This is a genomic window from Actinospica durhamensis (genome assembly GCF_018139695.1).
Taxonomy (GTDB): domain Bacteria; phylum Actinomycetota; class Actinomycetes; order Streptomycetales; family Catenulisporaceae; genus Actinospica; species Actinospica durhamensis.
The window spans coordinates 1-10,994 of record NZ_JAGSOG010000277.1; the positions used below are offsets into that span (position 1 = coordinate 1).

Genomic DNA, 10,994 nt, shown 5'->3' on the forward strand with positions numbered 1-10,994 from the left:
GTCCTGGGGTTCGTGGGAGTCAACGCACTGCCTCCGAGGTGAGGGCGAATCACGGGGGAGGCGCGGCGCTGCAGGGTACGACGCGGCACGGCGCGGCGGGCGCCCCATGCGGTCAATGTAAGGATTGTTCAACAATACGGCAAGGCTCGCACGCGTCGTGCGTGCGCCTTTCTCGTCAGCCGCGCTCCTCGCCCTTGAGCACCTCGGCGTATGCGTGGACGAGTTCTGCCTCGGCCGCGTCCAGGTAGCCCGCCAGGCTCTGTTCGGCCGCCGCGTAGTCGCCGGACTCCAGCAGCGTCACCAGCTCGCGGTTGCGCCCGAGGTAGGGCTCGTGGAAGGCGCGCGGATTGGCCATCACGTGGAAGACCAGCCGCAGCTCGGCCAGAATCGCGGCCATGAACCCGTCCACCCGACTGCTGCCCGCGAGCGAGCCCAGGGCCTGGTGGAACCGGATGTTGGCGGTGCCGACGTCGCCCCAGCGCCCGTCCGCCGCGGCCTGCTCGCCCTCGGCCACGGCCTCGCGGGCGCGGGCGAGGGGCTCGGCCGGATCGGCGCCCGGGCGGCGCACCGCGGCGCACTCGATCACCCGCCGGACCCGGTATATCTCGGCCACGTCCTCGGCCGTCAGGGTCCGGACGAACACCCCGCGGTTGAGCTCGTGCACCAGCAGCCGCTCGTGCGTGAGCAGGCGGAAGGCCTCGCGCAGGGTGTTGCGGGAGACGGCCAGCGCCGAGCCGATCGCCTCCTCGGCCAGCCGGGTGCCCGGCGGAAGCAGGCCCTCGGCGATCCGGCCGCGCAGGATCCCGGCCACCAGTTCGGCGGTGCTGGTGCGGCCGAGCAGGTGCCGGTCGTTGGCGAGTTCGGAGAAGGCCGTCGCGGCGACGTCGGCGGACACCGTTCCTCCTAGTGCGATCGTCGGATCAGCTGATCGTTCCACGAAACTCAGGCCCTGGCTACGGGCGCGGTCACCGCGTCGGCCGCGGGTGCGGGCTACGTCGGCCGCGGGCCGTCGATCCGGAAGCGCACCGGTTCGCCGGGCCGCAGCTGCGCGGCCAGGTCCACGTCCTCGTCCACGACGACGGCGATGATCGGGTATCCGCCGGTGACCGGGTGGTCCGCGAGCAGCAGCACCGGTCGCCCGTGCGGCGGCACCTGCAACGCGCCGCGCACCATGCCCTCCGGCTGGAGTTCGGCGGGACCGGCCCGGCGCAGTTCGGGGCCCTCGAGCCGGGCGCCGACCCGGTTGCTCTCGGACGTGACGTGGTACGGCTCGCCGCACAGGACCCCGAGCGCGTCCGGCGCGAACCAGTCGGCCCGCGGCCCGGGGATGACGCGCAGTGTGACCTCGCCCGCGACCCGGCGCACCGGCGCCTGATCCACCGTGGGGAACCCGGCCGGCTCGCGGCCGATCGGCAGCACCGTACCCTCCTGCACGAACTCCGGACCCAGACCACTGAGCACGTCGGTGCTCCGCGCGCCGAGCACCGGCGGCACGTCGATTCCGCCGCGTACGGCCAGGTAGGTGCGCGCGCCCTGCGTCGGCGCGCCGATGACGAGGACGTCTCCGGGCCGCATCGGGATCGGTGCGTTCATCCCGACCGCGCGGCCCCCGGCACTCGCCGGGCACGGCGCCCCGGTGAGCGCGACGGTCGCGAAGCCGGTCGCGCGGGCGCGCAGGCCGCCGAAGGTGAGTTCGACGCCTGCGGCGTCCTCCGCGTTGCCGACCAGCCGGTTCGCCAGCCGCAGGCTCGCCCGGTCCGCCGCGCCGGACGCTCCGACTCCGAGCGCGGCCAGGCCAGGCCGGCCGAGGTCCTGCACCGTGGCGAGCGGACCCGGCGCGAGCACCTCGAGCGCGCTCATCCGCGCGCCCCGTCGGCGGTCCCGTTCGTGGTCGCGTCGGTGGTCGAAGCGTCCTGCGACACGAAGCGCACCCGCGTCCCCGGCTCGAGCAGCGCCGGAGGCTGCCGCGTTACGTCCCAGACCGCAGTCTCGGTGCGGCCGAGCAGATGCCAGCCGCCGGGCGAGCTGTGCGGATAAACAGACGTGTACACGTCGGCGATCGCGACCGAGCCGGCCGGCACGCGCGTACGCGGCACCGCACGCCGCGGCAGCCGCAGCGCGTCGTCGAGCCCGGTCAGATACCCGAAGCCGGGCGCGAACCCGCAGAAGGCGACGGTGTAGAGCCCCCCGCAGTGCCGCGCGACGACCTCGTCCGGGCTCAGCCCGCTGATCCGGGCGACCTCGTCGAGATCGGCCCCGTCGTAGCGCACCGGAATCTCGAGGATCGCGGCCTCGGACCCTGCCTCCACGGCACTGTGGCCGTCCACGTCCGCGTCCGTCGCCGCGCTTACGGCCTGCCCGATCCGGTCGCGCAGCGCCGCCGCCGAGGTGAGCGCGGGATCGAAGCGCACCAGCACGGTCCGCGCGGCCGGCACGTACTCGAGCGCTCCGGCCGGGGGCGTGCGTGTCAGGGTCCGATACAGCTGCGCGGGCTCGGGGTCGGCCGGGCCGTCGCCGTCCGGGCGCGGGTCGAGCTCGACGAGCAGCGCCCGGCTGCCCATCGTCAGGAAGCGCATCGACCGGGCCTGCCCCGCAGTGGCCGCGTGGGACGCGCTGCGCTCACGGCATACCTCGCTGACGTAGACGTGTCTGACTCCGCATCATGTACGGGTCCAAGCGCACTGTAGTGATTGTTCAACAATCCTTCAAGCGGCGGCCGGGCCCGGGCGCGGGCGCGTCGGAAGCGGATCGGAAGCGCCACGGAACCGCGCGATGCCTGGTCGTGAAGCCTCGGACGTGGTCCGATGCCGTCATGGGAGGGGTGTGGGGGAGCGGGCCGAGAGCCGGCGCGGCGGCGCGGCGGCTCTCGGCTGCGGGCCGGATTCGGGGCCGGATTCGGGGCCGGCTCCGGGATTCAGCTCGGATCCGTGTCCCGCAGCCCGGTCAGATGGGCGCCGACCACGGCCAGGTCGATCATCGGCAGGTCCTGCGCGCGCACCACGATGCGCAGCTCCGGCGCGGTGCGCGGGTCGAGCCGGCAGGCGGCGAAGTAGGAGTCGATGACGGCGATGGCCAGCTGCTCGCGCCGGGCCTGCACGATCCGGGCCAGGCCGGAGCCGAGCAGCGGCACGGCCACCGGCTTGTGCAGCCCCGCGCGCGCCACCGTCGGCCACAGCTGGTGCAGCGCCCGGTCCAGATCCGCCCGGTCGGCGCGGGCCACCAGGTCGTTGCCCAGCCGCGAGTACGCCGTGGCGAACACGCGGCGGTCCCCGGCCACTGGAACCGGCACCACCGTGCCGATGGGGTAGCGCAGCCGCTTGCCCTTCGGCTTGTCCTGCGCGCGCTCTACGCCCACCGGCGTCACGGCCCGCAGTCCGGTGCGCAGCCGGGCGTCGAGCACCCGCGCACTGCCGCCGAACAGCCGCTCGACCAGCTGCCCCTGCACGCTCTCGGCGCTGATCACCTGGTCCTGCCCGGCCAGCGTGTCGAAGGTGTCGGTGAACCCGATCACGAGGTTGGCGTCGCCCTGGTCGAACAGGTCCCCGCGCACCACGCACACCTCGTTCGGCAGCCCCGGCAGCCGGGTGCGCAGCAGCTCGAACCGCCGCTCGCTGCGCAACTGCCCGCGCAGCCCCTGCAACAGCTCGGCCGAGCGCTCGTTCTCCGGCTGTTCCGCGGCCATCTGCTCGGCCAGCGGCAGCGCCAGATCGCCGCGCCCGAGCTCCATGTGACAGCGGATCAGCTCGCGCCGCGCGCTCTCGTAGAGCTGCTGCAGCCGGTCGGCCAGCGGCTTGGCGAACTTCTCGTCCTCGGTGTCGGCCAGGGGCGCGCCGGCGTAGAGCGCCATCGCCTCGGTGAGCTTGCGCACCGCCTCCGCCGGCGGCGCGCACAGGGCGCCGTTGACCAGCTCGGTGAACTCGGCGCAGTCGAGCTCGGCCGGGCGCAGCACCAGCCGGTAGGTGGTCTCCGGTCCGCGCGCCGTGGGCAGCTGGCTGGTCTGCAGCACCCGCCGCCCGGTGCCGGGCTCCACCGCGTCCAGCTTGTGCCGCAGCTCCAGGATCCGCTTCTGCACCTCGTTGCGGCCGCGTGGATGCTGGTGCGGCAGTTCCTCGCTGATGTCCCACACGTCCCGGCGCAGGTCGCGGATCGTCAGCGCCCTGCCCTCGGCCGCAACGAGCCGCACCAGCAGACGCCGGGTGTAGGGCGGCAGCCGGACCTGCTCGCCGTCGATCTCCAGCCGCAGCGGGCCGAGGACGCACACCCGGACGCGTGCGGTCGCGTTTTCCATGGATCCCGCCCCGAATCCGAACACTTACCGTGAATGTGCTTGTCACGGTAGCAGGAGGCGCACGAGGTGATGATGGATTCGCCCGAGATTCACCGGAACGGGGCCGGGCCCGCATCATCTGAGGCACCGCGCCTGCCTGCGCGGGCCGCCGCGCAGGTCGCCGCCTCGGCGTCGCCGAGCGCGCCGCGCCTGGGGCCCGGCCGGGTGCGCGGGCGCGGCCGGCCCGGCCGCAGGTTCGCCGGGGAGGTGCTGGCCGCGTTCGGCGCGATCTCCGCGCTGGTTCAGTTCGTCGGGCAGCTCTTCCCCCGCGCGCTCGCCCACCCGGGCCCGCTGACCGTCGTCGCGCTCGGGCTCTGCCTGGCCTGGGGCGTGGCCAGGGCGCGGCACCGACCCCGCGTCATACGCGTCTTCCGGCATCCGAGCACGACCGTGGCCGTCGTGCCGGGCAACCTGTTCGATCAGGACGCCCACCTCGTCATCGGGTTCAGCGACACCTTCGACACCGACACCGGCGAGCACGGCCCGATCGACGCGGCGAGTCTGCAGGGCCAGCTGCTCGCGCGTGAGTACGGCGGCGACCTCCCGGCCCTGGACCGCGCCCTGACCGCCGCGCTGCGCGAGGTGCGCCCCTGCGCCCGGGAACGCCGGGTCGACCGGCCGCGTGGCAAACGGCTGCGTTACCCGATCGGCACGACCGCCGTGCTCGGCCGCCGCCCGCGCCTGATCTTCGCCGTGGCGTGCAGCCGGATCGGGAACGACGACGTCGCCCGCTCCAGCGTCGAGGACCTCGGCGTCAGCCTGCACCGGCTGTGGGACGCGATCCAGCGGCACGGACGGCTCGAGCCGGTGGCGATGCCGCTGCTCGGTGCGGGCCTGAGCCGGCTCGACCAGGTGGACGTGGAGAGCCTGGTGCGGATGATCGTGCTCTCCTTCGTCCTGCGCTCGCGCGAGCGGCTGATCTGCCGCGAACTGCGCATCGTGCTGCGGCCGGGGGATTTCGCGCGGATCGACCTGCGCGAACTCGACGCGCTGCTCGAGATCCTGGAACCGGGCGCAGCCCAGCCCTAGATCTAGACATGGGGGCTCATAGAGTGCGATCCCGGTTGAAGGCGTCGAGCCGGGACAGGACGGAGACGTCGAGCCAGTCCACGCCCGTGTCCTTGACCGGGCAGCCGGCCAGCTCCAGCCGGGCGGCGACCTTGCGCACCGCCTCGACCGTGCCGTTGAACCGGATCACGTTGCGTCCGGCCAGGTCCGCGATCCGGCGCAGCGGGCCGAACTCGACGATCACCGTGCGCTGCGGATAGGCCATCAGCACCATGCCGAGCTCCAGCAGCACATTCGGCCGCGGCTGGCCGGTGGGCAGCCGCTCGTCGTCCGGGTCCTCCGGCTTGAGCAGGCTCGGGTGCAGCCGGACCACGTCGTCCGGGGTGAGCAGCACCAGCGCCGCCTGGGCCTGCGCGGGCGCGGCGGCCACCACCTCGCCGAGGAACGGGGTGGCCTGGCCGGTGAAGCCGACCAGGTCCTCCCACTCCAGCGGGCGCAGGTTCAGCGCCCGCAGCAGCCCGAACATCTCCCGGCGCACCTGCTCGTCCCGGCCGTGCACCACGAAGACGTTGCGGGTCGGGTCCGGGTCGATCGGGTTGCGGCCCGGGCGCGGGTCCTCGATCGAGGGCTCGGTCCGGGTCCGGTCGGGCCCGACCGTGATGCGCTCGGTCCCGGCGTTGCCCTGGCTCACCACGTTGCCGTCGCCGCGGTTGCGCACGCTGCCGAAGCGGGTGGTGTGCGTCATCACGCGTCCTTGAGGTGGGTGCGGGCGCCGGCGGCGCGGGCGCGGATGGACTGCTTGCCGAGGTTGCCCTGGCTCACCACGTTGCCGTTGCCGTGGTTGTGCACGTCGCCGAAGCTCTGGTTCAGGATGTTGGCCGCGGCGGCCCGGTGGTCGGTCAGGTCCACGTTGTGCTCGTACAGGAAGTCCTCGATGATCCGCAGCAGGCTGCGTTCCACGATCTGCGTGTACTTGACGATGTCGGCCTTCTGGAAGAAGTGGTGCAGCTTGTTCGGCGTCGCCAGTTCCCTGATACTCGCGTTCGCCCCCCGGTCGATCCGGATGCCCGCGTACCTGGCCAGCCCGAGCGAGCTCTCCCCGGCGTGGCCGCCGCGCTTGGCCAGTTTGGCCAGCTTCCGGTCGAGCTGCTCGGCCACGTCGCCCGGCCGCGGCAGCCGGTGCGCCAGCGGATGGATGACCGTGCGCACGGCCTCGAACGGCAGGGCGCGCAGCGTGTCGAACGCGATTCGGAAGACCAGCCGCGGGGTGAAGTGCTCCGGCAGCCGGTCCACGATGTGGAAGGCCTCGCGGATCGGCGGCAGCACGTAGGGGTAGAACTCCGTGTGCAGCGTGTTGCCCTTGAGGTCGAAGCCCACGAACATCGAGGTGACCACCTCCTGGTCCCAGGCCCCGACCCGGATGCACAGGAACTCCCGGGCGGCCGCGTAGGACTCCTCCCAGTGCACCTCGGACACGGACACGAACGGATCGATGTCCTCCGAGACCCGCCTGGCCACCGCCTTGGTGTACCGGCGCCGCTCGATGACCAGGTTCTCGATGCGGGTGGGCGGCGAGGCCTCGTCGCACAGGTCGGACTTCAGCCGCCGCGCCACGTAGTCGGTGATCTCCGCCACGGTGAACTTCTTGAGCCCGGCGAACTCCTCGGAGTCCGCGAACGGATTCGGCGGCGCCTCGACCAGCAGCTCCGCGTTCGTCCAGGACGAGTGCCCGAATCCGGCCCCGACGAAGGGGGTGAACCCGCCGTAGTAGATCACGCCGGTGTCCGCGGACTGCTGCTCGATCAGCTCGTCGACCCGGTCGGCCCCCAGGTTCTCGTCCTCGGGATACCCGCCCCGGAACCCCGGCCCGCGCGAGCGCGAGCGGGCGCCGCCGTTCGTCTCGGCCGGCCGGAACTCGCGCATCAGCGTCTCGAGCGAGACCAGGCGCAGCAGGTACGAGGCGCTCCACGCCCACCAGGCGAACAGCAGGAACGCGTTGAGGCTGCTGAGCGCGTGGGTGAAGCGGAGCAGGACGAACAGGAACAGGCCGGTGAAGGTCAGTACGGAGTGGTACATGCGCAGCCGGCGTGCGGCCAGGGCGTGGCCGAGCACCGGGATGACGTCGTAGCCGTACGACGGCGCGACCTGCCGGAAGCGCTCGGTCAGCAGGGCCTGGATGACCGCGCGCCGGTAGCCGTCGTCGAGGTAGGTCCCGGCGCACAGCAGCCGCGTGACGTTGCTGGCCGCGTAGCCGCGTCCGCCGACGGGGGCGTTGGCGGGCGTGGCGGGCGCGCTGCGCGCTGTGTCGTCGGGCGCCGTGCGCGGTTGGGGAGTGCGGGCGGGCGAGGTGTGATCGTACATCGCGATGAGCGCCTTCTCAGGGTTCGTGGCGGGTTCGTGGCAAGCTCGTGCGCGGCGTCCGTCAGGAGGTCTGCTGCACGTCGAAGGTGGTGATCGCGCCGCTCGTGACCGTGTACGTCCCGGCGAAGTCCTGCGTCGTGCCGTCGTCGTTCTGCGCGACGAGGTCCGCGGAGACGGCGTCGCCGTCCACGGAGGTGACGGTGACGGTGTCCTGGGCGGTGTTCGAGAACTGGTTGACGAAGCCGTCGTAGCTCTCGCCGAGGTTGTCGCCGCCCAGGCTCCAGGCGGTCTCATAGTCGCGCCGGTCGATGGCGGCGAAGTAGGCGAGGACCACCGCGGCCGGCCCGGTCGCGCTCGGCGAGGGGGTGGGCGTGGGGCTCGAGCCGTCGGTCGCGTCGCCCTGGTCGCCGTAGCCGGGGTAGCCGCTCGTGTCGTCGTACCCGGGGTCGGTGCTCGCCAGGGCGCCCGGATCGTCCGTCGCCGTGTACGTGTACGCGTCCTGGGTCGATCCGTCGTCGTACGTGGGCTCGCCGCCGTACCCGCCCGCCCCGGAACCTCCGCCGAAGCCGTTCAGCAGGCTGGAGCCGGTGTCCTGCCACGCCGGCTTGTCCACGGCGTGGATGGTGAGGATGAGCGCGATGGTGGCCGCGAGCGGGAGCGCGGTCGCGATCAGCGCGGCGCGTCGGACCCAGGCGTCGGCCGGCAGCAGGCTGGCCGGCCGACTGCTCGGGGTGGGCTCGCTCGGCCCTGGTGGCTGGACTTTCATGCAACGATACGAGCAGTCGCGGCACTTCCGCGACAACGCGAATGCGCTTCCGATCCGCTTCCAAGCGCCGCCCGAACGGCGCCCGGTCCGCCGCCTCCTCGGGCGCCCGCCGCGTTTGCGGCTACGGGTGTGCTGCGAAGAACGCCCAGATCACGTCGGTCGCGTCGAGATTCGGGAACGGGGTGTCGAGCCCCAGCACCTTCTGGATGACGGGACGGTCCGGACTGCCAGGCCACTGATGCCCCGCGCCCGCGACGGTGATCAGCTCCACCGCGCGGCCGTCCGGACAGGTGGCCGTCGAGGTACTGATCACGCCGCCGTCCGAGCTCGCCTGCGTCGGTGCGGCGCACCCGTCGATCCGCCGCCAGCCGGCGACCACGGTCGGCACGGCCGGCCCGTCGATGTGCGCCGAGCCGGATCCCGTGCCGCCGCCGTAGGGGATGCGCTGGTCGGCGGTGCCGTGGATGTGGATCACCGACAGCGGCGCCGGAGCGTCGCAGGACCCGAGCTCGGTGGCCGAGTCCGGCCCGACCGCCGCGAACAGTGTGGTCGAGCAGGCCAGCCGGTAGGCCATGATGCCGCCGTTGGAGATGCCGGTGGCGAACACGCGGTGCCGATCGACCGGCGCGCCCGCCTCGACCCTGGCCACCACAGCCGTGATGAACGCGACGTCGTCCACGTCCTGCGACGCCGGGATGCCGCAGCACCCGCCGCCGGTGTTCCAGGCCCGGTCGTACCCGTCCGGATAGACCACGAGGAAGCCGTGCGCCGCGGCCTCCTGATCCCAGCCGTAGTACTGCTCGGCCTGCGATCCGCTTCCGTATCCACCGTGTAGGAAGATCACCAGCGGCGCCGGACCGGTCAGGCCCGGAGGCCGATAGACGTGGTACGTACGCTGCAGCCCGCCGATCTCGAAGCTGTAGCTGCTCGAGCCCGCCGGGATCGCCCCGGCCGACGGCCCGGAGGACGCGGCGGCTGACGATGCGGCGCGCCGGCACGCCCCGGCGGAAAGCGCCACCGCGAGGCAGACCATTGCGACGACGGTGGCACGGGCACGTCGCGACATGACCGAGCCCCCTCTCGTCCCTTCGGCTCCTTCGTCACGATAAGCGCCACGCCGTCGGATCAGAATAAGGAAAACCTGTGCGTCAGCCCCGAGCCGAGCCCACCAGCCCGCCGAGAACGTCCTGCATCGTGACCAGACCGACCGGCACGCCGTGCGGATCGGTCACCACGGCCAGGTGCGCACCGGAGCGGCGCATCGCGTCCAGGACGTCGTCGAGCGCCGTGTCTGCGGCCACCCGGGCGACCTGACGCAGATCACTGTGCGGGAACGGCGTGCCGGGCACCGCGCCGAGCACGTCCTTCACGTGCAGGTACCCGAGGATCTCAGTGCCCTCGCGCACCGGGAAGCGCGAGTAGCCGGTGCGCGCGGCGAGGTGCTCGAGCTGAGCGGGCGTCACACCCGGCCCGGCGCACACCGCGTCGCCGAGCGGCCGCATCACCTGCCCGACCGGCCGGTGCCCGAGGTCGAGGACCTCCCGGGCCAGCTCGGTCTCCCGCGCGGGCAGCAGATGCGCACGCGAGGAGTCCGCGACCAGCGCCGCCAGCTCGTCGTCCGTGAACACGGAGGCGACCTCGTCGCGCGCCTGCACCTTCAGGACGCGCAGCACCAGGTTCGCCAGCCCGTTGATCCCGGCCACCAGCGGCCGCAGCCCCCGCGTGAGCTTGGCCAACGGCGGCACCAGCGCGAGGGCCGTGTGCTCGGGGGCTGCCAGGGCGACGTTCTTCGGCACCATCTCGCCGAAGAGCATGTGCGCGTACGTGGCCAGCGCGAGCGCGAGTACGAACGCGATGGTGTGGATCACCCCGGAGGGCAGTCCGATACTGGCGAGTACGGGTTCGAGCAGGTGTGAGATCGCCGGCTCCGCCACCGCCCCGAGCACCAGCGAAGACGCCGTCACGCCGAGTTGCGCCGTGGCCAGCATGCCGGAGAGGTGCTCGAGCCCCCAGATGACCGAAAGCGCCCGCCGTTGCCCTGCCTCCGCCCGCGGCTCGACCTGGCTGCGCCGCACCGTGACCAACGCGAACTCGCCCCCGACGAAGAACGCGTTCGTCACCAGCGTGAGCACGCCGACCAGCAACTCCACCGTAGTCATCCGCGCCCGCCGCTCGAGCCGTTGCCGCGCCGACCGCGCGAACCATGCCGCCGCCGACCCCGCTGTTCAGCCGGCGCCGCGATCCTCGCCGCCGGAGCCGTGATCTCCACCCGCTGCGCCGTGTGATGCTCCATCCGCTCGACCCGCAGCTCCCACCCGTCCACCTCGATCCGGTCCCCGACCACCGGGATCCGTCCCAGCCGCGCCGCGACGAGCCCCGCGACGGTTTCGTAGGGCCCTGCGGGCACGGTCAGTCCGAGCGCGGCGAGCTGATGAATCCGCGCGATCCCGAGCACCCGCCAGCGCCGCCGTCCAGCTGCCGCGCCCGCGCGACCTGCTCCCGCCTCGCCTGCTGTGCCCGCCTGAGCTGCCC

Annotated in this window: 11 protein-coding genes; 1 reads left to right on the forward strand and 10 read right to left on the reverse strand. The window is 72.9% G+C overall.

The genetic code is table 11. The annotated features are described in order from the left end of the window. Positions 1 to 175 precede the first annotated feature (175 nt). The 4 genes from KDL01_RS33860 to KDL01_RS33875 all read right to left on the reverse strand — a co-directional run bounded on the left by KDL01_RS33860 (position 176) and on the right by KDL01_RS33875 (position 4,288). On the reverse strand, positions 176 to 895 hold the full coding sequence (locus KDL01_RS33860) for a GntR family transcriptional regulator (RefSeq protein ID WP_212532768.1): 720 nt from the start codon (positions 893 to 895) through the stop codon (positions 176 to 178). A gap of 95 nt (positions 896 to 990) precedes the next feature. After that, entirely contained in the window at positions 991 to 1,860 is an 870-nt protein-coding gene (locus tag KDL01_RS33865) for a 5-oxoprolinase subunit C family protein (protein ID WP_212532769.1), read from the reverse strand. Then, complete coding sequence (locus tag KDL01_RS33870; RefSeq protein ID WP_212532770.1) at positions 1,857 to 2,576, reverse strand: 5-oxoprolinase subunit B family protein; 720 nt, start codon at positions 2,574 to 2,576, stop codon at positions 1,857 to 1,859. Before KDL01_RS33870 ends, KDL01_RS33865 begins: the two co-directional genes overlap by 4 nt. Positions 2,577 to 2,914: 338 nt before the next feature. Continuing rightward, entirely contained in the window at positions 2,915 to 4,288 is a 1,374-nt protein-coding gene (locus KDL01_RS33875) for an AfsR/SARP family transcriptional regulator (protein ID WP_212532771.1), read from the reverse strand. 69 nt (positions 4,289 to 4,357) lie between these two features. On the opposite strand from KDL01_RS33875, the gene KDL01_RS33880 reads away from it, so the two are divergent. Further along, positions 4,358 to 5,356, forward strand: coding sequence for a macro domain-containing protein (locus KDL01_RS33880; protein WP_212532772.1), 999 nt, complete (start codon positions 4,358 to 4,360; stop codon positions 5,354 to 5,356). Positions 5,357 to 5,372: 16 nt separating this feature from the next. On the opposite strand, the gene KDL01_RS33885 is transcribed toward KDL01_RS33880, so the two are convergent. From KDL01_RS33885 to KDL01_RS33910, 6 genes are all read right to left on the reverse strand, one after another. Further along, on the reverse strand, positions 5,373 to 6,080 hold the full coding sequence (locus KDL01_RS33885; RefSeq protein ID WP_212532773.1) for a TIR domain-containing protein: 708 nt from the start codon (positions 6,078 to 6,080) through the stop codon (positions 5,373 to 5,375). Beyond that, positions 6,080 to 7,696 carry an AbeC-like domain-containing protein gene (locus KDL01_RS33890; protein ID WP_212532774.1) on the reverse strand — a complete coding sequence of 539 codons (1,617 nt, stop codon included), beginning with the start codon at positions 7,694 to 7,696 and terminating at the stop codon, positions 6,080 to 6,082. The genes KDL01_RS33885 and KDL01_RS33890 overlap by 1 nt, the downstream gene beginning before the upstream one ends. A 61-nt stretch (positions 7,697 to 7,757) precedes the next feature. Continuing rightward, positions 7,758 to 8,462: a hypothetical protein gene (locus KDL01_RS33895; RefSeq protein ID WP_212532775.1), complete on the reverse strand. Its 705-nt coding sequence runs from the start codon at positions 8,460 to 8,462 to the stop codon at positions 7,758 to 7,760. Positions 8,463 to 8,583: 121 nt separating this feature from the next. After that, a complete protein-coding gene (locus KDL01_RS33900) occupies positions 8,584 to 9,528 on the reverse strand; it encodes an extracellular catalytic domain type 1 short-chain-length polyhydroxyalkanoate depolymerase (protein ID WP_246577384.1) in 945 nt (314 codons plus the stop codon). A gap of 82 nt (positions 9,529 to 9,610) precedes the next feature. After that, entirely contained in the window at positions 9,611 to 10,621 is a 1,011-nt protein-coding gene (locus KDL01_RS33905; protein WP_212532776.1) for a hemolysin family protein, read from the reverse strand. Next, positions 10,618 to 10,994 (reverse strand): HlyC/CorC family transporter associated domain-containing protein (locus KDL01_RS33910; RefSeq protein WP_281415761.1); only part of this gene is annotated, 377 nt, incomplete at its 5' end. The genes KDL01_RS33905 and KDL01_RS33910, both read right to left, overlap by 4 nt.

What these genes read in the sequence shown, in the direction of transcription:
- KDL01_RS33870 (WP_212532770.1), bottom strand. Translation starts at nt 2,576, where the DNA reads ATGCGCTTCCTGACGATGGGCAGCCGGGCGCTGCTCGTCGAGCTCGAC.
- KDL01_RS33890 (WP_212532774.1), bottom strand. Translation starts at nt 7,696, where the DNA reads ATGTACGATCACACCTCGCCCGCCCGCACTCCCCAACCGCGCACGGCG.
- KDL01_RS33905 (WP_212532776.1), bottom strand. Translation starts at nt 10,621, where the DNA reads ATGACTACGGTGGAGTTGCTGGTCGGCGTGCTCACGCTGGTGACGAAC.
- KDL01_RS33885 (WP_212532773.1), bottom strand. Translation starts at nt 6,080, where the DNA reads ATGACGCACACCACCCGCTTCGGCAGCGTGCGCAACCGCGGCGACGGC.
- KDL01_RS33900 (WP_246577384.1), bottom strand. Translation starts at nt 9,528, where the DNA reads ATGTCGCGACGTGCCCGTGCCACCGTCGTCGCAATGGTCTGCCTCGCG.
- KDL01_RS33875 (WP_212532771.1), bottom strand. Translation starts at nt 4,288, where the DNA reads ATGGAAAACGCGACCGCACGCGTCCGGGTGTGCGTCCTCGGCCCGCTG.
- KDL01_RS33880 (WP_212532772.1), top strand. Translation starts at nt 4,358, where the DNA reads ATGATGGATTCGCCCGAGATTCACCGGAACGGGGCCGGGCCCGCATCA.
- KDL01_RS33895 (WP_212532775.1), bottom strand. Translation starts at nt 8,462, where the DNA reads ATGAAAGTCCAGCCACCAGGGCCGAGCGAGCCCACCCCGAGCAGTCGG.
- KDL01_RS33865 (WP_212532769.1), bottom strand. Translation starts at nt 1,860, where the DNA reads ATGAGCGCGCTCGAGGTGCTCGCGCCGGGTCCGCTCGCCACGGTGCAG.